The sequence below is a fragment of the Mycobacterium sp. genome (assembly GCF_965277065.1).
In the GTDB taxonomy this organism is placed as follows: domain Bacteria; phylum Actinomycetota; class Actinomycetes; order Mycobacteriales; family Mycobacteriaceae; genus Mycobacterium.
In genome coordinates this window covers 1092978-1113295 of record NZ_CBDIBT010000019.1, presented here as the reverse complement: position 1 = coordinate 1113295, position 20318 = coordinate 1092978, and the positions used below count along the sequence as shown (strand labels likewise).

Annotated in this window: 24 protein-coding genes; 16 read left to right on the top strand and 8 right to left on the bottom strand. The window is 65.1% G+C overall.

The window, feature by feature from the left end; genetic code table 11:
- The first annotated feature begins 69 nt into the window (after nucleotides 1–69).
- From ACQY5A_RS22615 to ACQY5A_RS22600, 4 genes are all read left to right on the top strand, one after another.
- Entirely contained in the window at nucleotides 70–228 is a 159-nt protein-coding gene (locus ACQY5A_RS22615; protein ID WP_428342516.1) for a hypothetical protein, read from the top strand.
- Nucleotides 229–238: 10 nt separating this feature from the next.
- Nucleotides 239–1633: a dihydrolipoyl dehydrogenase gene (gene lpdA, locus ACQY5A_RS22610; protein ID WP_428342515.1), complete on the top strand. Its 1395-nt coding sequence runs from the start codon at nucleotides 239–241 to the stop codon at nucleotides 1631–1633.
- A gap of 195 nt (nucleotides 1634–1828) precedes the next feature.
- Entirely contained in the window at nucleotides 1829–2374 is a 546-nt protein-coding gene (locus ACQY5A_RS22605; RefSeq protein WP_428342514.1) for a cupin domain-containing protein, read from the top strand.
- Between the two features lie 128 nt (nucleotides 2375–2502).
- Complete coding sequence (locus ACQY5A_RS22600; RefSeq protein ID WP_428342513.1) at nucleotides 2503–2793, top strand: hypothetical protein; 291 nt, start codon at nucleotides 2503–2505, stop codon at nucleotides 2791–2793.
- Here the strand turns inward: ACQY5A_RS22600 and ACQY5A_RS22595 are convergent.
- Both ACQY5A_RS22595 and ramB read right to left on the bottom strand, forming a co-directional pair.
- Complete coding sequence (locus tag ACQY5A_RS22595) at nucleotides 2784–3347, bottom strand: carboxymuconolactone decarboxylase family protein (RefSeq protein ID WP_428342512.1); 564 nt, start codon at nucleotides 3345–3347, stop codon at nucleotides 2784–2786. The two genes, ACQY5A_RS22600 and ACQY5A_RS22595, sit on opposite strands and share 10 nt — an antisense overlap.
- Nucleotides 3344–4765, bottom strand: coding sequence for an acetate metabolism transcriptional regulator RamB (gene ramB / locus ACQY5A_RS22590; RefSeq protein WP_428342511.1), 1422 nt, complete (start codon nucleotides 4763–4765; stop codon nucleotides 3344–3346). The genes ACQY5A_RS22595 and ramB overlap by 4 nt, the downstream gene beginning before the upstream one ends.
- A 170-nt stretch (nucleotides 4766–4935) precedes the next feature.
- Here ramB and ACQY5A_RS22585 point away from each other — a divergent pair, with 170 nt between their 5' ends.
- The 5 genes from ACQY5A_RS22585 (at nucleotide 4936) to ACQY5A_RS22565 (ending at nucleotide 10443) form a co-directional block, all read left to right on the top strand.
- Entirely contained in the window at nucleotides 4936–5730 is a 795-nt protein-coding gene (locus ACQY5A_RS22585) for an acyl-ACP thioesterase domain-containing protein (RefSeq protein WP_428342510.1), read from the top strand.
- A gap of 261 nt (nucleotides 5731–5991) precedes the next feature.
- Nucleotides 5992–7278 carry an isocitrate lyase gene (gene aceA, locus ACQY5A_RS22580; protein ID WP_428342509.1) on the top strand — a complete coding sequence of 429 codons (1287 nt, stop codon included), beginning with the start codon at nucleotides 5992–5994 and terminating at the stop codon, nucleotides 7276–7278.
- 219 nt (nucleotides 7279–7497) lie between these two features.
- Nucleotides 7498–8358: a 3-hydroxybutyryl-CoA dehydrogenase gene (locus tag ACQY5A_RS22575; RefSeq protein ID WP_428342508.1), complete on the top strand. Its 861-nt coding sequence runs from the start codon at nucleotides 7498–7500 to the stop codon at nucleotides 8356–8358.
- Nucleotides 8359–8530: 172 nt separating this feature from the next.
- A complete protein-coding gene (locus ACQY5A_RS22570; protein WP_428342507.1) occupies nucleotides 8531–9466 on the top strand; it encodes a cyclopropane mycolic acid synthase family methyltransferase in 936 nt (311 codons plus the stop codon).
- 89 nt (nucleotides 9467–9555) lie between these two features.
- Nucleotides 9556–10443: a cyclopropane mycolic acid synthase family methyltransferase gene (locus tag ACQY5A_RS22565; RefSeq protein WP_428342506.1), complete on the top strand. Its 888-nt coding sequence runs from the start codon at nucleotides 9556–9558 to the stop codon at nucleotides 10441–10443.
- Nucleotides 10444–10454: 11 nt separating this feature from the next.
- Here the strand turns inward: ACQY5A_RS22565 and ACQY5A_RS22560 are convergent, their stop codons facing one another.
- Both ACQY5A_RS22560 and ACQY5A_RS22555 read right to left on the bottom strand, forming a co-directional pair.
- Nucleotides 10455–11468 carry a prenyltransferase gene (locus tag ACQY5A_RS22560; RefSeq protein WP_428342505.1) on the bottom strand — a complete coding sequence of 338 codons (1014 nt, stop codon included), beginning with the start codon at nucleotides 11466–11468 and terminating at the stop codon, nucleotides 10455–10457.
- A gap of 17 nt (nucleotides 11469–11485) precedes the next feature.
- Nucleotides 11486–12187 (bottom strand): TetR/AcrR family transcriptional regulator, encoded by a 702-nt coding sequence (locus ACQY5A_RS22555; RefSeq protein ID WP_428342504.1) that lies wholly within the window; start codon nucleotides 12185–12187, stop codon nucleotides 11486–11488.
- A gap of 254 nt (nucleotides 12188–12441) precedes the next feature.
- Here ACQY5A_RS22555 and ACQY5A_RS22550 point away from each other — a divergent pair, with 254 nt between their 5' ends.
- The 6 genes from ACQY5A_RS22550 (at nucleotide 12442) to deoC (ending at nucleotide 16367) form a co-directional block, all read left to right on the top strand.
- Nucleotides 12442–13743 (top strand): DUF445 domain-containing protein, encoded by a 1302-nt coding sequence (locus ACQY5A_RS22550; RefSeq protein WP_428343293.1) that lies wholly within the window; start codon nucleotides 12442–12444, stop codon nucleotides 13741–13743.
- 98 nt (nucleotides 13744–13841) lie between these two features.
- Complete coding sequence (locus ACQY5A_RS22545) at nucleotides 13842–14234, top strand: helix-turn-helix domain-containing protein (RefSeq protein ID WP_428342503.1); 393 nt, start codon at nucleotides 13842–13844, stop codon at nucleotides 14232–14234.
- Between the two features lie 58 nt (nucleotides 14235–14292).
- Nucleotides 14293–14904 (top strand): heparin-binding hemagglutinin, encoded by a 612-nt coding sequence (locus ACQY5A_RS22540; RefSeq protein WP_428342502.1) that lies wholly within the window; start codon nucleotides 14293–14295, stop codon nucleotides 14902–14904.
- A 98-nt stretch (nucleotides 14905–15002) separates the two neighbouring features.
- Nucleotides 15003–15266, top strand: a complete 264-nt coding sequence (locus tag ACQY5A_RS22535; protein ID WP_428343292.1) for a DUF2516 family protein — start codon at nucleotides 15003–15005, stop codon at nucleotides 15264–15266.
- A 4-nt stretch (nucleotides 15267–15270) separates the two neighbouring features.
- A complete protein-coding gene (locus tag ACQY5A_RS22530; RefSeq protein ID WP_428342501.1) occupies nucleotides 15271–15702 on the top strand; it encodes a DUF2599 domain-containing protein in 432 nt (143 codons plus the stop codon).
- On the top strand, nucleotides 15702–16367 hold the full coding sequence (deoC, locus tag ACQY5A_RS22525; protein WP_428342500.1) for a deoxyribose-phosphate aldolase: 666 nt from the start codon (nucleotides 15702–15704) through the stop codon (nucleotides 16365–16367). Before ACQY5A_RS22530 ends, deoC begins: the two co-directional genes overlap by 1 nt.
- Here deoC and ACQY5A_RS22520 read toward each other — a convergent pair.
- From ACQY5A_RS22520 to ACQY5A_RS22510, 3 genes are read right to left on the bottom strand one after another with little or no spacing between them, the layout of a single operon-like run.
- Entirely contained in the window at nucleotides 16364–17485 is a 1122-nt protein-coding gene (locus ACQY5A_RS22520; protein ID WP_428342499.1) for an LmeA family phospholipid-binding protein, read from the bottom strand. The genes deoC and ACQY5A_RS22520 overlap by 4 nt on opposite strands.
- Nucleotides 17486–17498: 13 nt before the next feature.
- Nucleotides 17499–18434 carry an LmeA family phospholipid-binding protein gene (locus ACQY5A_RS22515; protein ID WP_428342498.1) on the bottom strand — a complete coding sequence of 312 codons (936 nt, stop codon included), beginning with the start codon at nucleotides 18432–18434 and terminating at the stop codon, nucleotides 17499–17501.
- Complete coding sequence (locus tag ACQY5A_RS22510; protein WP_428342497.1) at nucleotides 18431–19246, bottom strand: carbon-nitrogen hydrolase family protein; 816 nt, start codon at nucleotides 19244–19246, stop codon at nucleotides 18431–18433. Before ACQY5A_RS22510 ends, ACQY5A_RS22515 begins: the two co-directional genes overlap by 4 nt.
- Before the next feature lie 103 nt (nucleotides 19247–19349).
- Here ACQY5A_RS22510 and ACQY5A_RS22505 point away from each other — a divergent pair, with 103 nt between their 5' ends.
- Nucleotides 19350–19784, top strand: a complete 435-nt coding sequence (locus ACQY5A_RS22505) for an SRPBCC family protein (RefSeq protein WP_428342496.1) — start codon at nucleotides 19350–19352, stop codon at nucleotides 19782–19784.
- Here the strand turns inward: ACQY5A_RS22505 and ACQY5A_RS22500 are convergent, their stop codons facing one another.
- Nucleotides 19785–20309 (bottom strand): DUF2505 domain-containing protein, encoded by a 525-nt coding sequence (locus tag ACQY5A_RS22500; protein ID WP_428342495.1) that lies wholly within the window; start codon nucleotides 20307–20309, stop codon nucleotides 19785–19787.
- Between the last annotated feature and the right edge of the window lie 9 nt (nucleotides 20310–20318).

The window sequence follows — 20318 nt, the reverse complement described above, 5'->3', positions numbered from 1 at the left end:
GGACGGTGCCGCAAGGCGGGCCGGCCGGCGGGTGGTCGCCCACGCTGCGTCGACTGGACCGACGGGTGGGTGCACCTGACCGGGACGCTTCCCGCCGCCATCACCAGCGTATTCACTGCCGGCGGCTGGCTCAGTGCCGCGCCCGAGCGCAGCCTGCACGTCGCCGAGCGCTTCTACGACAAGATCGACGAATGGTTGGCCGCCCGGTACCCGGCGCTCGGCCGTTAGGGTGGTTGCCGTGACCCACTATGACGTTGTCGTCCTCGGCGCCGGACCCGGCGGATACGTGGCGGCTATCCGTGCCGCGCAGGCGGGCTTGAATGTCGCCGTTGTCGAACCGAAGTACTGGGGCGGAGTGTGCCTCAACGTCGGCTGCATCCCGTCCAAGGCGCTGCTGCGTAACGCCGAACTCGCGCACATCTTCACCAAGGAAGCCAAGATCTTCGGCATCAGCGGCGAGGTGACGTTCGATTTCGGCGCCGCCTACGACCGCAGCCGCAAGGTGGCCGAGGGTCGGGTCGCCGGTGTGCACTTCCTGATGAAGAAGAACAAGATCACCGAGATCCACGGCTACGGCAGGTTCACCGACGCCCACAGGCTGGACGTCGAACTTCACGACGGTGGGACCGAGACGGTCACGTTCGACAACGTCATCATCGCCACCGGCAGCAGCACCCGGTTGGTCCCGGGTACCTCGCTGTCGAAAAACGTTGTCACCTATGAAGAATTGATCTTGACCCGCGAGTTGCCGGAGTCAATCATCATCGCGGGCGCCGGGGCCATCGGCATCGAGTTCGGCTACGTGCTCAAGAACTACGGCGTCGACGTGACCATCGTCGAATTCCTGCCCCGGGCGCTGCCCAACGAAGACATCGACGTCTCGAAGGAAATCGAGAAGCAGTACAAGAAACTGGGCGTCAAGATCCTCACCGGAACCAAGGTCGATTCGATCGCCGACGACGGCTCGGTGGTCACGGTGACCGTCAGTAAGGACGGCAAGACCGAAGAGCTCAAGGCGCAGAAAGTGTTGCAGGCCATCGGTTTTGTGCCCAACGTCGACGGCTTCGGGCTGGACAAGCTCGGGGTCGAATTGACCGACCGCAAGGCAATCGCGATCACCGAATACATGCGCACCAACATCGACCATGTCTACGCGATCGGCGATGTCACCGGCCTGCTGCAGCTGGCCCACGTCGCCGAGGCGCAGGGCATCGTCGCCGCCGAAACCATCGCCGGCGCAGAGACTTTGGCGCTAGGCGACTACCGGATGCTGCCGCGTGCGACGTTCTGTCAGCCGAACGTGGCCAGCTTCGGGCTCACTGAGCAGCAGGCCCGCGACGAGGGCTACGAGGTCGTGGTGGCCAAGTTCCCGTTTACGGCCAACGGCAAAGCGCACGGTGTCGGCGACCCGAGTGGCTTCGTGAAGCTGGTCGCCGATGGCAAACACCTCGAACTGCTAGGCGGGCACCTCGTCGGCCACGACGCTGCCGAAATGCTGCCCGAGCTGACGCTGGCCCAGAAGTGGGACCTGACCGCAAACGAGTTGGCGCGCAACGTTCATACCCACCCCACGATGTCGGAGGCGATGCAGGAGTGCTTCCACGGACTGACCGGGCACATGATCAACTTCTGAATCGCCTTCGCGAGGGCGCAGGTTTGCCGCAATGAGCGCAGCTTGGTCGATCTCGATCAGCCACGCATCGAAAAACTCGCTAAGCAGGCTGCCACCCGGCATACTAGTTCGCGGCCGAACTAGTTGTGCGGTGCCTCTGCGTACGTCGCTTCGAACCGATCGGGCGGCACTATTGAATAGGTTAGGTGGCCAGATATGATTCCCGAGATCAGTGCGCCCTTCGCCAAAAGCCGGGCGAATGCGCCTGCTTACTGGCTGATTGACATTGTTTGGTACATCCTGGTCGACGGTGAGGACACCGGCGGCAGCTTCTCACTCATCGAGCAGTTTATGCGTGAAGGATCAGGCCCGATTCCACACGTCCACGCTTTCATCGATGAGTGGTTTTACGTGATCGAAGGAAAAATCGACTTCACTGTCGGCATTGATCGCTTCACTGCCGGGCCCGGCGATTCGCTTTGGATACCGCGTAACACGGTGCACGTGTTCACGTCGATGACGGATTGCCATGTGCTCAACGCTTACACCCCGGCCGGGTTTGAACAGGTGATCAAAGGGTCGGGGACCCCCGCTGCGGCGCGTGGGCTACCGCCGAAGGACTTCCCGCCACCCAGCGAGGAGATGTTCCGTCTGTTCTACAACAACTACTGGTGCGTTCAGGCCGACAAGAGCTGGTCACAGCCGAAGGGCGGGGTCAGCCCCGGCGACCGCATTCCTAGAGGTAGCAGCGGTCGCCCGTAAGCGACCTCGCCGCGTTGCTTGCCTTTCCGAAGACCGTGCAGGCGGTAGTGGTTGAGGTCAGTCGTCGGCGAATTCGGCGTGAAACATTCAGCGGCGGACGGTCCGACCCCGCGGGCTAGCATAGCGGGGTGGCCAGGTCTAGAGCGGTGCGAGCGGAATCGGTGTGGGCTGCGCTCGGCGGCGTTCTCGCCGGTTATGTGCTGTGGCTGATCGCTTTTTCGATCGGAGATTTCCTGACCACGGCGGGGAAGTGGGGTCCGATCGTGCTGGCGGCTTCGGCGGTACTCGCGCTTGTCGCGGTGCTGTGGGGACGGCGGGTGCGGGCAAGGGGAAACCTCACCCTGGCGGCGTTCGCGTTCGGGTTGCCGGTTCTGCCGGTTCTGCTGACCGTGCTGGTGCTGGCCGACACCTACTTGTGATCGCCCGGGTGGTCCAGCGGAATCTGCAGGGCCGACATCGTTGCGGCCAGACCGTCGTATTGCCCTGCGAGCAAACAGAATTCGATCAGCTGACGCCGGTCGAGGTGATGAGAAAGCTGTTGATACACCTCGTCGTCGATTGACCGGCTCAAGATGAACTGGTCGGTGGCGCGCAGCAGTGCCTGCTGGCGATCGGTGAGACCGCCGGCGTTTCCGGACGTGTTCGGCCAGGCGAAGATCGACTGCTGCGTCGGGTCGTCGAGTCCACGACGCCGGCCTATCCAGCGGTGGTGCTGCAACTCATACTCGGAATCGCGCAGGTGCGCCACCCGAAGGATCACCAGCTCGGTGTCCCTCTGCGGCAGCCGGCCTCGCAGTAATCGGGCGCCGTAGAACGCGAAGGCCCAGAACAGCAACCGTCGCTGACCCAGCGTCGTGAACAGGTGCATCTCCGGTGCGCGAACCGTGCGGGCGCCCAGCTTGGCGATCACCCAGTTGATTGGACCCAGTTCACGGAAGCGCCCGGACGGAATACGACCGATTTGCTGGCTCATGGGTGCCTCACCAGATACGGCGAGACCGTGCTGCGGTGTTCGTCGAGGTCGAGTGCGCGACCCAACGCCGGGAATGCGCGCTGCGGGCAGGTGTCACGTTCGCAGACCCGGCAGCCCGCGCCGATCGGTGTAGCCAATAAGGCTGGGTCGCCGGACAAGTCGAGTCCTTCCGAGTAGACGAGCCGATGGGCGTGCCGGAGTTCGCAGCCCAACCCGATCGCGAAGGTCTTTCCGGGCTGACCATACCGGGATGTGCGTCGCTCGATAGTGCGGGCCACCCACATATAACTGCGGCCATCCGGCATCTGAGCGATCTGCACCAAGATCTTGCCCGGGTTGGCGAACGTCTCGTAGACGTTCCACAGCGGACAGGTGCCGCCCGCCGAGGAGAAGTGAAAACCTGTGGCGGATTGACGTTTTGACATGTTGCCTGCGCGGTCGACGCGGACGAACGACAGCGGCACGCCGCGCATCGAGGGCCGCTGCAGGGTGGACAGCCGGTGAGCGATGGTCTCGTAGCTGACCGCGTAGAACGCCGACAGCCGCTCGACGTCGTAGCGGAAATTCTCGGCGACCCCGTGAAACTGCCGATACGGCAGCACGGTTGCCGCGGCGAAGTAGTTGGCCAGTCCGAGCCGGGCGAGCTTGCGGGATTCGTCGCTGGTGAAGCTGCCCTCGTCAACCAGCCGGTCGATCAGCGGCCCGTGCTCCAGGTAGGCCAACTCCGCGGCGAGCTTGAACGCGTACTGGCCCGACGGCAGATGCCCGCCGATCTCCAGTGTCCTCGTCGCGGGGTCGAAGCGGTGAAGGATGTTCTCGCCCAGGTCGATTCGCTTGATCCGGACGTCGTGCACCGAGGTCAGCCGGTCGGATAGGTCGCGGACCAGGTCGGCGCGATGCATGCGCATGCGCACCGTGAGCTCCTCGGCGGCCGTGTCCAGCTCGTCCAGGTAGTTCTGCCGCTCGTAGAAGTAGTCGCGTACTTCCTCATGCGGCATCGTGATCGAGCCGCTACCGCTGCCGTCGGAGAACCGGTCCTCGGTGGCCGCTGCGAGCTGCGTCGTGGTGAGCCGGTAGCGCCGGTGCAGGTTGACCAGGGCGCGGGCCAGCGCCGGATGCGCATTGACCACGTCGGCCAGTTCCGACTGGTCCACCTCGACGCCGAGATCGTGGTCGAGGGTGACCTCGCGCAACTCGGCGAGCAGCCGGGTGTCGTCCTGCGAGGCGAAGAACGTGGCGTCGACACCGAACATCTCGGTGATGCGCAGCAGCACCGCGACCGTCAACGGCCGGACGTCATGCTCGATCTGGTTGAGATAGCTGGGGGAGATCTCCAGCATCTGCGCCAGCGCGGCCTGACTGAATCCGCGCTCGCTGCGGAGCTGGCGGACGCGCGAGCCAACGAAGGTCTTGGCCATTCGGCCAGCGTACTAGCGTTGCGAAGACGCAGTTAGCAAAATTTGCACGGCGGCCGGGGTTACCGCCACGTCGTGGTCGTTTGGCATCATCGATGATTGGGGGAGGTTGGCCCGGGCAGCGTGCCGTGATGCGGCGCGGTCCGGCGGGACGAGCAGCAGAGAGTGACGCCGTGAGCTTGGACAAAGTGATGATGCCGGTGCCTGACGGGCATCCCGATGTCTTCGACCGGGAATGGCCGCTGCGCGTCGCCGACATCGACCGCGATGGGCGACTCCGCTTCGACTCCGCCGCCCGCCACATCGTGGACATCGGGCAGGATCAGTTGCGTGAGTTGGGGTTCGAAGAGACCCATCCGCTCTGGATTGTCCGCCGGACGATGATCGATGTAATCCGCCCGATCGAGTTCGGCGACATGTTGCGGATGCGTCGGTGGTGCTCGGGAACGTCGAACCGGTGGTGTGAGATGAGGGTCCGCATCGACGGTCGCAAGGGCGGCCTGTTGGAGTCCGAGGCGTTTTGGATCAACTTCAACCGCGACACCAAGACCCCGGCACGCATCGCGGACGACTTTCTTGCGGGCCTGGGGAAGACCACTGACGTCAAACGATTGCGCTGGAAGGCGTACCTGAAGGCAGGCAGTCGCGCGGACGCGGCGGAGATTCACGAGTTTCCGGTCCGATTCACCGACATCGACTTCTTCGATCACATGAACAACTCGGTGTACTGGAGCGTCGTCGAGGACTACCTCTCGTCGAACCCGGAGCTACTCAAAGCGCCGTTGCGGGTGACCATCGAGCACGATGCCGCCGTCGCGCTCGGCAACAAGTTGGAGATCATCTCGCACGTGCACCCGGCCGGCTCCACGGATCGGTTCGGCGAGACCCTCGCGGATCGCACTGTTAGAACGCTCACATATGCAGTCGGCGACGAGGTGAAAGCGCTCGCCGCGATCTATCCGATCTAACCGTACGAGCGTTATGCAAACGTCCGGGTTGACCTGCGCATTTGAGTTACCCATGGGTAACGGCTGAACCGGTTCAGTTGATTCGATCTTCGCAAGCTTCGCAAAAACCGCCGCACCCCTAGCCAAAATTTGCACAAAAAGAGGTGGACCTGGGTCGCTGGCCTATGCCATCTTCGTGTTAGCAAGTCAGCAACAGTGCTGGGGTCCTTAGCAAGACTGGAAATCTCGGGTCCTCAGATCATTAACTTTGAGGAGAACGTCATGTCGAGCGTTGGCACACCGAAGAGCCCCGAAGAGATCCAGAAGGACTGGGACACCAACCCCCGCTGGAAGGGCATCACCCGCACCTACGGCCCGGCCGACGTGGTGGCCCTGCAGGGCTCGGTCGTCGAGGAGTCCACGCTGGCCCGTCGCGGCGCCGAGGTGCTGTGGAGCCAGCTGCATGACCTGGAGTTCGTCAACGCGCTCGGCGCCTTGACCGGCAACATGGCCGTCCAGCAGGTGCGCGCCGGACTGAAGGCCATCTACCTGTCCGGTTGGCAGGTCGCCGGCGACGCGAACCTCTCCGGCCACACCTATCCGGACCAGAGCCTCTACCCGGCCAACTCGGTGCCGCAGGTGGTCCGCCGGATCAACAACGCGCTGCTGCGGGCCGACCAGATCGCCAAAGTCGAGGGCGACACCTCCATCGAGAACTGGCTCGCGCCGATCGTCGCTGACGGTGAAGCGGGCTTCGGTGGCGCGCTCAACGTCTACGAACTGCAGAAGGCGATGATCGCAGCCGGTGTCGCCGGTTCGCATTGGGAGGACCAGCTGGCTTCGGAGAAGAAGTGTGGACACCTCGGTGGCAAGGTGCTGATCCCGACCCAGCAGCACATCCGCACCCTGACCTCGGCTCGCCTGGCGGCCGACGTCGCTGACGTGCCGACCGTCGTCATCGCCCGCACCGACGCCGAGGCCGCCACGCTGATCACGTCTGACGTCGACGAGCGCGACCGTCCGTTCGTCACCGGTGAGCGCACGTCCGAGGGCTTCTACCGGGTGCGCAACGGCCTCGAGCCCTGCATTGCCCGCGCCAAGGCCTACGCGCCGTATTCCGACCTGATCTGGATGGAGACCGGCACTCCGGACCTCGACCTGGCCCGCCGCTTCGCCGAGGGCGTTAAGAGCGAGTTCCCCGACCAGCTGCTGGCCTACAACTGCTCGCCGTCGTTCAACTGGCGCAAGCACCTGGACGACTCGACCATTGCCCGGTTCCAGAAAGAGCTCAGCGCGATGGGCTTCAAGTTCCAGTTCATCACGCTGGCCGGCTTCCACGCCCTGAACTACTCGATGTTCGATCTGGCCTACGGCTACGCCCGCAACCAGATGAGCGCCTACGTCGAGCTGCAGGAGCGCGAGTTCGCGGCCGAGGAGCGCGGTTACACCGCCACCAAGCACCAGCGTGAGGTCGGCGCCGGTTACTTCGACCGGATCGCCACCACCGTGGACCCGACCTCGTCGACCACCGCGCTCGCGGGCTCGACCGAAGAGGGCCAGTTCCACTGACGATGCGCGGTCACTGGGCCGCGAGGAGGAAGTGGAACCAAAGGTCGGAGCCACTGACGATGCGCGGTCAGTCACTTCTGCTGAGCAGACGCGGAATCGCACTGCTGCGATCCAGATCGTGCGAGTCTGTGTCTGCTCGCCGTAGGAGAAGTTGACAGCGCAGGCCCCGCCCGGAAACCCTGGGCGGGGCCTGACCGTATCGAGAGGACATTGTCGACAGTGAGCACTGCGATTGAGCGGGTTGGCGTCATCGGCGCCGGGCAGATGGGTGCGGGCATCGCGGAGGTATCGGCGAAGGCCGGAGCCGACGTGGTGGTCTTCGAGCCCACCGAGGAGCTCGCCGCCGCGGGCAAGGCCCGGATCGAGTCGTCATTGGAGCGGGCCGTCAGCAAGGGCAAGCTCGCCGCCGACGAGCGCGATGCGACGTGCAAGCGACTGCGCTACACCAGCACGCTGTCCGACCTCGCCGACCGCCAACTGACCATCGAGGCGATCGTCGAGAACGAAGCCGTGAAGGCGAAGGTCTTCGCCGAGCTCGACGAGATCATCACCGACCCCGCCGCGGTGCTCGCGTCCAACACCTCGAGCATCCCGATCATGAAAATCGCTGCGGCGACCAAGAATCCGGGCCGCGTCCTCGGTCTGCACTTCTTCAATCCGGTACCCGTACTACCGCTCGTCGAGCTGATCAGCACGCTGGTCACCGACGACGCGGCGGTGGCGCGCGTCGAGCAGTTCGCGAGCGAGGTGCTCGGTAAGACGGTGGTTCGCTGTGGCGACCGCTCCGGGTTTGTCGTGAACGCGCTCCTGGTGCCCTACCTGCTGTCGGCCATCCGGATGGTGGAATCCGGCGTCGCGTCGGTGGAAGACGTCGACACCGCGATCGTCGCCGGACTGTCGCATCCGATGGGTCCGCTGCGGCTGTCTGACCTGATCGGGCTCGACACGGTGAAGTTGATCGCCGAGGCGATGTACGACGAGTTCAAAGACGCGCACTATGCGCCGCCGCCGTTGCTGCAGCGCATGGTCGAGGCCGGCCAGCTCGGCAAGAAATCCGGCAAAGGGTTCTATAACTACTAGCTTCCGCGCAGCGACGGCAGGCGGCTCCGGTTTCAGAAGATGCCGGCGCCACATTAGACTGGCGCCAGCGGCTAACGTTGCTTCGCGCCGGTGGGGCGTAACCTCTACCCCAGTGTCAAGCGACCGGCACGCTCTCACATGCTCTTCCAAATCCGATTGTTCAGGACAACAAATGGTGTCAGATACCTCAAATGCAACGCCCAGCGCTCAGTCCCAGTGGTTGTCGAAGTCTGCGTCGCAGACTCGCGGCTCGGACAAGAAGGAAGTCCAGTTCCACTACGACATCTCCAATGACTTCTTCGCGCTGTGGCAGGACCCGTCTCAGACGTACAGCTGTGCGTACTTCGAGAAGGACGACTACACGCTCGAGCAGGCGCAGCTGGCCAAAGTCGACCTATCGCTGGGAAAGCTCGGGCTGAAGCCTGGCATGACGCTGCTGGACATTGGTTGCGGCTGGGGCTCCACCATTCAGCGCGCGGTCGAGAAGTACGACGTCAACGTCATCGGCCTGACACTCTCGGAGAACCAGAAGCAGCACATCGAAAAGAACCGGTTCCCGAACATCGACACCAAGCGCAGCATGGAAGTGCGCCTGCAGCCGTGGGAAGACTTCAACGAGCCGATCGACCGTGTGGTGTCCATTGGCGCGTTCGAACACTTCGGCTTCAACAAGTACGACGACTACTTCAAAAAGACGTTCAACTTGATGCCCGACGACGGCGTGATGATGCTGCACACAATCATCATTCCAAGTGACGAAGAGATCAAAGCGCGGAAGCTGCCTTTGACGATGTCGCGGGTGCGCTTCATCAAATTCATCATGGACGAGATCTACCCCGGCGGTCGCCTGCCGCTGGGCGCACAGGTCGAAGACAGCGCGGTCAAGGCGGGATATTCGGTGACGCTGAAACAACCGCTGCGCCCGCACTATGCGCGCACCCTGGACACCTGGGCCAGCAACCTGGAGTCGAAGAAGGACGAGGCAATCGCGATCACGTCCGAAGAAATCTACGAGCGTTTCCTGAAGTATTTGACTGGCTGCGCCGACTTGTTCCGCCAGGGGTACACCGACGTCTGCCAATTCACCTGCGAAAAAGCCCCCGCGTAGCCGGATCGAGAAAAGTGAGCTATAACAAATCGTTCGCAACAGCAGAACCTAACGACCTGAACGAGATATCTGCGAAAGGCCCATCTCAGATGACGGACAGCGGGTCGGAGGGGTCGTCGAATCTGCGGCCGGCCTACGAGGACGTCCAAGCGCACTACGACACCTCCAACGAATTTTTCGGCCTGTTCCAGGACCCGACGCGCACCTACAGCTGCGCGTACTACGAGCGCGACGACATGACGTTGGAAGAGGCGCAGATCGCCAAGATCGACCTCGCGCTGGGCAAGTTGGGCCTTCGGCCCGGAATGACACTGCTCGACGTCGGCTGCGGCTGGGCCGCCATGATGAAGCGCGCGGTCGAGAAGCATGACGTGAACGTCATCGGGCTGACCTTGAGCAAGAACCAGCACGCGCTGGGCCAGCAGATTCTCGATCAGGTCGACAGCTCCCGCTTGCGACGCGTGCTGTTGCGCGGATGGGAAGAGTTCGACGAGCCGGTCGACCGGATCGTCAGCATCGAGGCATTCGAGGCGTTCCCCAAATCGCGTTACAAGGCGTTCTTCGATCTCTGCTACCGCGTCATGCCCGGCGATGGCCGGATGGTGCTGCAGACGATCATGGGCCACCCGCTCAAGCGCTGGCCGGAGATGGGCATCCCGATCACGATGAGCGACCTTCGATTCATGAGGTTCATCGCGGCCGAGATCTTCCCCGGCGGCGCCGTTCCCTCCGACCAGGATGTCATCGAATACTCGGCCGACGCCGGCTTCTCAATCGAGCGCGTGCAGAAGATGACGCCGCACTACGTCCGCACCCTCGACACCTGGACCACCAAGCTGAAGGCGGCACGCGAGGAAGCCATCGCGGCGACTTCCGTCGAGGTCTACGACCGCTACATGCGTTACCTGATCGGTTGCTCAGACTTCTTCCAGCGCAACGTTTCTGAGGTCGGTCAATTCACTTTGGTGAAGAGCTGACGACCGGGCGCTCACCTGAGCCCGGGTACGTAAGCGCCGATCGCCAGGCCCGCCACCAGCAACGCGCCGGCTTGGCGGACGTGCAGCCACGCTAGCGCCGCGTACCACAGCGGCCAGACTGGAAAGTCGGCCGGCGGTTCATCGGGCGGCGGCCGGCGGAAGTACGGCCACACCTTGATCAGGCGGGGCAGCGCCAACACCACGAGTAGCGATGTCCACGGCATCGCCCTGGCCAGCACCGCCGCGAGTACCAGCAGGTAAAAGCCGACCATCATCGCCAGCGTCAGCGCTCGGGCCCGGGCTTCGCCGAAGAGCACCGGCAGCGTGTGAATGCCGAGCGGCTCGTCGTAGGGGATCTTGTCGGTGTGCTTGCCCATCAATACCGTGGTGCAGAGCAGGCCGTAGGGCAGCGAGGCCAGCAGCACCGGCCAGCCGACGTGGCCCACCGCGGAGTAGTAGGTACCGCAGACCATCAGCGGGCCCCAGACCACGAACACGTCCGGCTCGCCGAGGCCGCGCTTCTTCAGCCGCAACGGCGGAGCTGTGTAGGCGAAGCTGAGCACGAACCCGGACAGCGCGAACGCCACCACCGGCCAACCGCGTGCGAACGTCAGCACGATCAGGATGGCCAGATCGGCGAGGTTGACCAGGCCGATCGCGGCCAGCAGGGTGCGGCGGGTGACCAACCCCGACAGCACGGGGTGCGGGGCATAGAGAGCCCGGGGATACGTTTCGCTGTCGAGGCCGGTCTGGGTGTCGTACAGATCGTTCATCAGGTTGTTGACGATGTGCGCCAACAGGATTCCGACAATAGCGAGAGTCAGCCAGCGCCAATCCAATCCGGGCTGACCGACCGCGAGCAGCGCGGCGACCAGACCGGCGAACAGCGTCATCGGCAGTACTGCCGCGCGGGTGACGACCAGCCATCGGGTGACCGCGTCGACCGGCCTGTCCGGCGGGGGATTGGTGGTGCGCAGGGCGTATGCCCAGGAGCTGAAAAGAGACCGCGTCGTTGCGTTACTCATGGCCGCAACTTAGTCCGCTAGTCGATCAGCGGCGGCACAATCGGCGAGGGATGCGGCTGGCCGCGGAATTTGTCCAGCGAGCCGGCGACCTCGGCTATCCCGCACAGCGCGCTCCAGCTCAACATCGTCAGGTAGTCGATCAGCTCGTCGGCGGTCATTCTCGGGTCCAGCAGCCAGGAGTGGGTGGCCAGTTGGACGCCGCCGACGATCATGTACGCCCAGGGCTCCACACCGCCGAGATCCATCCCCTCGGGGCGCATGCGGCGGCGCAGCATCACCGCCAGCATGCGGGCAATGATCCGCTCGGAATCGGCGACCACCTTGTTCTTGCCGGCGGAGTTGTTGGCCATCACGAACCGGTACGGCTCCGGTTCGTTCGCGACGGTTTCGACATAAACCCTGATGACTTCCCGGGTCAGCTCGAAGCCGTCCAGGTTCGACGAAAGCGCCGAGGCCATATTGGGGATCAGCGTGGTCTGCGCGAACCGCATCATCACCGCCGTGGTCAGATCGTTTTTGTCGACGAAATAGCGGTACAGGACCGTCTTGGAGACGCCGATCTCGTGGGCGATCTCGTCCATGCTGACGTACTGGCCCTGACGACGAATCGCTTCGATCGTTCCATCGATCAGCTCGTTGCGGCGTTCCACCTTGTGCTGGTGCCAACGTCGCTTCCGGCCGTCGGTTTTCACCGTTGCGGTGGAGACCTGCTGTGCCACTATTGCCGGTTCCTATCCTGTCGTCGTTCTCGATAGTACGGCTTATTTCTGGCGATTTCTTGTCTGTACCTCAGGCAACGGTGGTTCGCGGGCGGGACGGTAACAGTTACCACGAAAATCTGAACGCCGAGGCGCAGGTCCGGCGCCGCCGCCGTCACCGGATTGCGTCATCGATAGCGGATGATGGTGGAGTGGCAGTCGGACTGAACGGGACACCCGCTCCGGGACCCAGGCACCGCGCGGCATCGGCACCGCTGCCGCCCGGCAAGCCGGCGTCCATCGCGGAGTCCTTCGCCGGGGCCGACCCGCAAGCCGACGCGGAGCGGCGCCAGGGTCTTCGGCGGATGAAGATGGTCGCGCTGAGCTTCCTGATCGGCGCCACCGCGATATTCCTCGGTTGCCGGTGGGCGCAGTCCGGCGGCGGAGCCGCCACCTGGGTCGGCTACCTGGGGGCCGCGGGCGAAGCCGGGATGGTCGGCGCGCTCGCGGACTGGTTCGCCGTCACCGCGTTGTTCACCCACCCGCTGGGCATCCCGATCCCGCACACCGCGATCATCAAGCGCAAGAAGGATCAGCTCGGCGAAAGCCTCGGCACCTTCGTGCGGGAGAACTTCCTGTCACCGGAGGTGGTGGGCACCAAGCTGCGCGACGCGGAGATTCCGGGCCGGCTGGGCAAATGGCTGTCCGATACCTCCCACGCCGAGCGGGTCGCCGCCGAGTCGGCCACCATACTGCGCGTCCTGGTCGAACTGCTCCGCGACGAAGACGTGCAGCTGGTGATCGACCGAATGATCGTGCGGCGCATCGCCGAACCGCAGTGGGGACCGCCGGTCGGGCGGGTGCTGTCCACGCTGCTGGCCGAGAACCGCCAGGAAGCGCTGATCCAGCTGCTCGCCGACCGGGCGTTCCAGTGGTCGCTGAATGCCGGAGAGGTGATTCAGCGAGTGATCGAGCGGGATTCGCCGACCTGGTCGCCGCGATTCATCGACCACCTCGTCGGCGACCGGATCCACCGTGAGTTGATGGACTTCACTGACAAAGTCCGCCGCAACCCCGAACACGAGCTACGCCGATCGGCGACCCGGTTCCTGTTCGAGTTCGCCGACGACCTGCAGAACGACGACGCGACGATCGCCCGGGCCGAGGCGGTCAAGGATCAGTTGATGTCGCGCGAAGAGGTGACCAACGCCGCCGCGACGGCCTGGAAAACACTCAAGCGATTGGTGCTCGAAGGGGTCGACGATCCGTCCAGCACGTTGCGCTCTCGCATTGCTGACGCAGTGGTTCGGCTAGGGGAATCGCTACGCGATGACGCGGAATTACGCGACAAAGTCGATAACTGGATCGTGCGGGGGGCTGAGCATTTGGTCGCCCAGTATGGGGTGGAGATCACAGCGATTATTACCGAGACCATCGAGCGGTGGGACGCCGAAGAGGCCAGTCGGCGAATAGAGCTGCATGTAGGCCGTGACCTGCAGTTCATCCGGATCAACGGCACCGTCGTGGGGTCGCTGGCCGGGCTCGTGATCTACGCCGTCGGGCAGCTGGTCTTCTGAGCCCAGCTCACAGTGCTTGCAAAAGCTAGCACCTGTTAGCTACCGTGAGTCGCGTTCGCACCGAAAAACGTCGACGCTCAGGACTCGAGGGAGTAGCCATGCCGCAGGAAGAAAACCTTGCTGCTGTGGTGACGACCGCTGCGTCGGACATCGGCAGCTTCATCAAAGCACAGCGTGAAGCGGCACAGGTTTCGGTTCGGCAGCTGGCCGAAAAAGCCGGCGTCAGCAATCCGTATCTCAGCCAGATCGAGCGCGGGTTGCGCAAACCTTCGGCCGGCGTGCTCAACCAACTCGCCAAGGCATTGCGGGTTTCCGCCGAAGTGCTCTACGTCCAGGCCGGGATGCTCGAACCCGGACCGAAGAGCGAGGTCCGTGACGCCGTCGTCACCGACACGACGATCACCGAAGGGCAAAAGCAGGTCTTGCTCGACATCTACACGTCCTTCGTTCAACAAAACGAGGCTGCCCGGGAGGAGATCAACCCTGCATAAACCCGGACACCCAACGCTCAACCCTTGACGCACAACGAGAACGACGAAAGGAAACACCATGGCGGACAACAACAACCCGTCCATCGACGACCTGAAGGCTCCCCTGCTTGCCGCACTGGGCGCCGCTGACCTGGCCCTGGCCACGGTCAACGACCTGCTCACCGAGCTGCGTGACCGTGCGGAGGAGACCCGCACCGACACCCGCGGCCGGGTCGAAGAGAGTCGCGCTCGCCTGACCAAGCTGCAGGAGGAACTGCCCGAGCAGCTGCGCGACCTGCGTGACCGTTTCACCGCCGACGAGCTGCGTAGCGCCGCCGAGGGCTACGTCGAGGCCGCGACCTCGCGTTACAACGAGCTGGTCGAGCGAGGCGAAGCCGCCCTGGAGCGCCTGCGCAGCCAGTCCGGTCTGGACGACGTGTCGGAGCGCGCCGAGGGCTACGTCGAGCAGGCGGTCGAGCTGACTCAGGAAGCGCTGGGCACCGTGGCGTCGCAGACCCGTGCGGTCGGCGAGCGCGCCGCCAAGCTGGTGGGCATCGAGCTGCCGAAGAAGACCGAAGGGGCCGCCAAGAAGGCCCAGAAGGCTGTCGCCAAGAAGGCTCCGGCCAAGAAGGCGCCCGCCAAGAAGGCTCCGGCCAAGAAGGCTCCGGCCAAGAAGGTCACCCAGAAGTAAACGGACCGGCCTGACCACTCGACTCCGAGTCACCCCGCCCGGGTGACTCGGAGTCGACGTTTCTGGCGGCACCCGCTTACGCTTAACGGGTGAGTCTGGTGAATAGCGTCCTTTTGATCTTGCAGGTCGCCGTGGCGATGACAGCGCTCTATGCCTTTGTGCACGCGGCAATGCAGCGGACCGACGCCTACACGGCGGCCGACAAGATGACCAAGCCGGTGTGGCTGATGATCCTGGGCGTCTCCGTTCCGCTGACCATGATGCTCAGCGCGCTGGGCGCGACCATCGGCGCCTGCGCGGCCGGTGTCTACCTGGTCGATGTGCGGCCCAAACTCCTTGAGATCCAAGGTAAGTCACGATAGTTACATGCGAGCTCTGATCCTCGCGGCGACGGTCCTCGGCGCGCTGGCGGGTGTTGCGCCCGCGTCCGCGGACCCGGGGCCGAACGCATTTCCGTACCCGCCGCCGTTCGTCGACCACGTTCTCTGGGCCCAGTGGTCCGAGGGTAGTCAGCTGTCCAGCCTCCGGGTCTACCCGACGACGTCGGGCCGGGTGGCCTCCAAGGGACTCGGGTCTCCGAGCCCTGAGGCCGATGAGGCGTGGGCCGAGGTGCTCGCGCTGGCGCCGCAGGCGGACACCCCGGGCATGCACGACCAATTCCTCTGCCACTGGGATTTCGCCGAGGCTGCACAGCCCGGAAAGGTCAGCTGGAATCTGGAGCCGTGGCGGCCCGTCGTCGACGAGACGACGATGGTCGACACCCGCTGCAATCCCGGCGGTCCGGGCGAGCCGTTCTGATGGCATGGACCCGAGCGCAGGTCGCCGCGTTGGTCGACCACACGCTGCTCAAGCCGGAGGCCACCGCGGCTGACGTCGCCGCCGTCGCCGAGGAGGCTGCGGCGCTGGGCGCCTACGCCGTCTGCGTCTCGCCGCCGATGGTGGAGCACGCGATCCATGCCGGCGTTCCCGTTGCCGCGGTCGCCGGATTCCCTTCTGGCAAGCACCTTTCCGAGCTCAAGGCGCGTGAAGCGGCGCTGGCCGTCGCGGCGGGTGCGGTAGAGGTCGACCTGGTGATCGACGTCGGCGCGGCGCTTGCCGGTGAGTTCGAGGCCGTGCGGGCCGACATCGCGGCGGTGCGCGCCGCTGTCCCCGGCGCTGTGCTCAAGGTCATCGTCGAATCTGCCGCCCTGTTGACGCTTGCCGACGAGCACACGCTGGTCGCCGTGTGTCGTGCCGCCGAGGATGCCGGCGCCGACTTCGTCAAGACCTCAACGGGTTTCCATCCCGCGGGCGGCGCATCCCCGGAGGCCATCACGCTGATGGCCGACACGGTGGGCGGGCGGCTGGGCGTCAAAGCCAGCGGTGGCATCCACACAGCCGAGGCCGCGATCGCGATGCTCGACGCAGGCGCCACGCGGCTCGGGTTGTCAGGCACCCGCGCGGTGCTCGACGGCCTCGGCTAGACCCCGCTGAAGCAGTCCTGACCAGACTGAGGCTGAGACGACGACGCCGGGATCGTGGCATTGGTGGACGAGAACGTCGCCTCCACCCCGCTGTCGGTGACCTTGACGCTGTCGGCATGGATGCCGAGCGGATAGTTCTGGGTCGCCTTGGAGGTGAGGTCGTCGAGGTTCTTCTGGACGGTGCCGGTCGACATGCCGGATCCCAGCGCGCTCATGGTGACCACCTTCAGCGACAGTCCATTGTTGACGATCTGCGGCTTCACCGTGGCGCTGTCGAGAAAGCCCTTCAAGGTTACGGTGCCGTCACCGGGGTTGGTGGAGACATCGCCGGCGACAAGCTTGCCCAGCACCGGGACGGCGTCTTGGATCGACTGCTTGATGCCATCCGCGGACCAGGTGAGGGTGCCGTTCAGCGACCCGATCGTGCCTTTGGAGTTGTTTGTGCTGTTCAGGTTGACGTCGTGGATGTCCAGGCTCACCTTCATGCCCTTGGCCGATCGCACCTGATTGCCCGCGGTCTGCCCGGAGATGTCGGTGTAGTGGCTGGTGAGGTACTGCCACAGCACCGGCGGGGTTGCGGCGAAAGACACGCTGGCGCTGTCCTGCACCTCGCACTGCACCGCGTCGGCCACCTTGCTGGCGGCGAGATGGCGACCGTATAGCTCGGCACCGATCGGCACTGCGACGACGAGCAGCGCCACGATCAGCAGGAATAACAACAGCGACGTCCGGTTGCCGAAATGGCGACGTCCGCCGGTTTCCTTCGGCTCCGCGGGCGCCGGGGGCTGCGTCGCTGTCGGAATGCGGGTGGTCAATTGTTCGTGTGGACGTGGCGGCGGACCGGGCTGCTGCGCCCGCGGGTTGGGCGGCAGGCTTTGCTGCGGAGGCGGACCGGGCTGCTGCGGACGGCCGGGCGGTCGCCCGGGCTGCTGCGGCCGCGGCACGTCACGAGCCGAAGGCTGCGGCGGCCGAGGTTGGGGAATGTGGCGCGTCGGCGATTCCGACGGCGGCAAGGGCCTACGCCGTGGCGGGAAGCCGCGGTTGGGCGGCCCGGCGGGCCGGGGCGGGCGGCCGCGCTCAGGCGGCTCGTTGCCCGGGGGTACCGGTGGATTGGTCATCAAGCGGCCTGCCTTAGACATGAGCGAAGCACGGGTCTTGCCCGCCCTGGGGAATCGACGCGTTGTGCGTCGAGAAGTGCGCCGCCACACCGTCATTGGTGACCTGCACGCTGTCGGCCTGGATGCCCAGTGGATATTGCCTGAGCAACGCCGCAGTGAAGGTGTTCAGCGCGGTCTGCGCGGTCTCGTGGGGGATGAGGACGCCCAGCGCGTTGACCTTGTAGACCTGCAGCGTCAGCTTGCCGTCGGCGACCACAGGCTTGACGGTGACGCCGCCCAGGCCCATCGCCCCGGTGAGCTCGATGGTGCCGGCGCTGGCGTCGGTCGTGACGCTGCTGACCAGACCGCCGATGAACGGCAGGGAGTTCTGCACGGTTTCCTGGATACCCTCCGACGTCCAGGTGATGTTGGCATCCAGCTTGCCGATGGTGCCCTTGGAATCGGCGTTACCGTGCAGATCGACGTCGTCGATCTCGATGTCGGCCTTCATACCCTTGGCGTTTTTGATGTTGTTCCCTGCGGTGTGGATCGTGATGTCCTTGTAGTGACCGGTCAAGTGCTGCAACAGGAATGGGCTCGAGCCGAACGACACGGTGGCGCCGTCCTGGGTGACGCACTGGGTTGCGGCGGCCACGACACTGTTGGCGCGGTGGCGGGCATAGAGTTCCCCGCCCACCAGGCCGGCGATACCCAGCGCGGCGACGATGACGAGCACCAGGATGATCGACACGGGGTCGCCGCGTAAGCGGAAGCGGCGCTTGGCTTTCGCGGGTTCGGCGGTGTCCTGCGGCGCCGGCTGTTCGACCGTCGCGTTGGCCGGATACTCCTGCGTCGGCGGCGGGTACGCGTACTCGGCCTGCGGCACCGGGCGAGTGGGCGAACTCTGTTCGCCGGGACGAGACCAGGGCGACGACGGGTCCTGGTGCGGGGGCCCCTGCGGATTCGTCATTTGGGCGATTCTGCCTTATCCGGATGAGCGAGCGCTGTGGAGTTGCGCAGCACCGCGATTGTCTCGCGGGCTTTCGCCACCTGCTCAAGCGCCAGGTCTGCGGTCAGCAGCTGCGGGCCGGTGCCGGCCGAGGCCACCACCGCGCCGAACGGCGACACCACCAGGCTGCCGCCGACTCCGGTCGGCGCGCTGGAGGCCAGCGGCTCGCCGGGGTCGGCCTGTCCGGCCGCGACCACGAAGCTGGTGGAGTCCAGGGCGCGGGCGCGGGCCAGCAACGTCCACTGCTCGAGTTTTCCCGGGCCGGCGGCCCACGACGCGCTGACCACGATCAGCTGGGCACCGCGGCAGGCCAGCGTGCTGAACAATTCCGGGAAGCGCAGGTCGTAGCAGGTGGTCAGGCCCACCCCGACACCGTCGACGTCGACGACGACGGGCTGGGTGCCCGGCGCGACGGTGGTGGACTCGCTGAACCCGAACGCGTCGTAGAGGTGGATCTTGTCGTAGTGGGCGTCGGTGTCGGGACCCGTCACCAGCAGCGTGTTGTGCACCCGTCCGTCGTCGGCCGGGGTGAACATGCCGGCCACCACCGTGATGCCGGCGTCGGCCGCGATGCGGCGCACCCCGTCGGCCCACGGCCCGTCGACCGGCTCGGCGATCGGGGCCAGCGGAACCCCGAACCGGCACATCGTCGCCTCCGGGAACACCACCGACGACGCACCGGCGTCGACGGCCTGCCCGGTGTAGTCCCGCACCAGCTGCAGGTTGGCGGCCGGGTCGGTGCCACTGAGGATCTGTGCCACCGCGACTCGCATGGGTGCCAGCCTAGAACGTTAACGAGCGTCGAGTTGTCGGGTGAAATCGCGCGATTCTTCCCATCAAGTCGACGCTCGCGACGGCCATGCCAGAATCATCGCCATGATCGACTTCACCCTGACCCGGACCACGACGGCACCGATCGAGGCGGTGTTCGACTCATTGACCGATCACCGCGGTATCGCGAACTACGTGAAGGCGGCCCGCCGCAGCACGCTGGATCGGGAGGGAACGCCCGCGCCCAACGGTGTCGGCGCGGTCCGGCGCATCGAAGCGATCGGACCCGCTTTCGTCGAAGAGATCATCGACTACCAGCGGCCCACGCGATACGCCTACAAGATGGTCTCCGGCGCACCGGTGCGGGATCACGTCGGCACGGTGTCGCTGCGAGAGGCCGGCAGCGGAACCGAGGTCAGCTGGCACCTGCAGTCCACGCCGAAGATCCCTGGCCTCGATTGGCTGCTGACACCGGTGATGAAGCGGGTCATCGGCGAACTGCTGAACGGCGCCGTCGACGCCGCGGAAGGCCACGCCTAGCTAGGCGTTCTCGCCGATCCACGTCGTCGTGAAGCGCTGCTCGCGGATCAGCAGCTCGACCAGCTGACTGCCGATGAAGTTCTCCAGCTTGCCGCCGACGAGCGGGATGCGGACTTCGACGGTGGCCCGTAACTTCAACCGCGCGCCGCCCGACTCGGGCAGCGGTTCCAGCACCGCGATGCCGGTCAACGACGCCGGCGAGTCCAGGATCGATCCGGTGACCGTCGCGGTCGCCGAGCCGTCGCTGATCGGCTCCCAGCGTTCCTCGCGGCGGATGCGCAGATCGCCGCGGTGGAACTGGGTGACCACGGCCGGCATCCGATCCGCGCGCAGCACCTGGGTGGTGACCACGTCGATGCTGCCGTCGTCGCCAGACGGGCCACCGATCTCCATCGAATCCAGCGTCGAGTCGTCAGCCCCCGAATCGGTCAGCCGGGCAAGCCAGTACTGCTCTTCGCTGAAAGCATGCAGAACCGCTTCGACGGTGGCCGCATAGTCGGTGGACATGTCGAACGACCGCGGCATAGCAGGTCA

Bases quoted from the DNA above. Each gene is read 5' to 3' on its own strand.
- ramB (WP_428342511.1), bottom strand. From the start codon at position 4,765: ATGGCCAAGACCTTCGTTGGCTCGCGCGTCCGCCAGCTCCGCAGCGAG.
- ACQY5A_RS22505 (WP_428342496.1), top strand. From the start codon at position 19,350: ATGATCGACTTCACCCTGACCCGGACCACGACGGCACCGATCGAGGCG.
- ACQY5A_RS22605 (WP_428342514.1), top strand. From the start codon at position 1,829: ATGATTCCCGAGATCAGTGCGCCCTTCGCCAAAAGCCGGGCGAATGCG.
- ACQY5A_RS22530 (WP_428342501.1), top strand. From the start codon at position 15,271: ATGCGAGCTCTGATCCTCGCGGCGACGGTCCTCGGCGCGCTGGCGGGT.
- ACQY5A_RS22540 (WP_428342502.1), top strand. From the start codon at position 14,293: ATGGCGGACAACAACAACCCGTCCATCGACGACCTGAAGGCTCCCCTG.
- ACQY5A_RS22565 (WP_428342506.1), top strand. From the start codon at position 9,556: ATGACGGACAGCGGGTCGGAGGGGTCGTCGAATCTGCGGCCGGCCTAC.
- ACQY5A_RS22520 (WP_428342499.1), bottom strand. From the start codon at position 17,485: ATGACCAATCCACCGGTACCCCCGGGCAACGAGCCGCCTGAGCGCGGC.
- ACQY5A_RS22500 (WP_428342495.1), bottom strand. From the start codon at position 20,309: ATGCCGCGGTCGTTCGACATGTCCACCGACTATGCGGCCACCGTCGAA.
- ACQY5A_RS22570 (WP_428342507.1), top strand. From the start codon at position 8,531: ATGGTGTCAGATACCTCAAATGCAACGCCCAGCGCTCAGTCCCAGTGG.
- ACQY5A_RS22560 (WP_428342505.1), bottom strand. From the start codon at position 11,468: ATGAGTAACGCAACGACGCGGTCTCTTTTCAGCTCCTGGGCATACGCC.
- ACQY5A_RS22510 (WP_428342497.1), bottom strand. From the start codon at position 19,246: ATGCGAGTCGCGGTGGCACAGATCCTCAGTGGCACCGACCCGGCCGCC.
- deoC (WP_428342500.1), top strand. From the start codon at position 15,702: ATGGCATGGACCCGAGCGCAGGTCGCCGCGTTGGTCGACCACACGCTG.
- ACQY5A_RS22515 (WP_428342498.1), bottom strand. From the start codon at position 18,434: ATGACGAATCCGCAGGGGCCCCCGCACCAGGACCCGTCGTCGCCCTGG.
- ACQY5A_RS22595 (WP_428342512.1), bottom strand. From the start codon at position 3,347: ATGAGCCAGCAAATCGGTCGTATTCCGTCCGGGCGCTTCCGTGAACTG.
- aceA (WP_428342509.1), top strand. From the start codon at position 5,992: ATGTCGAGCGTTGGCACACCGAAGAGCCCCGAAGAGATCCAGAAGGAC.
- ACQY5A_RS22545 (WP_428342503.1), top strand. From the start codon at position 13,842: ATGCCGCAGGAAGAAAACCTTGCTGCTGTGGTGACGACCGCTGCGTCG.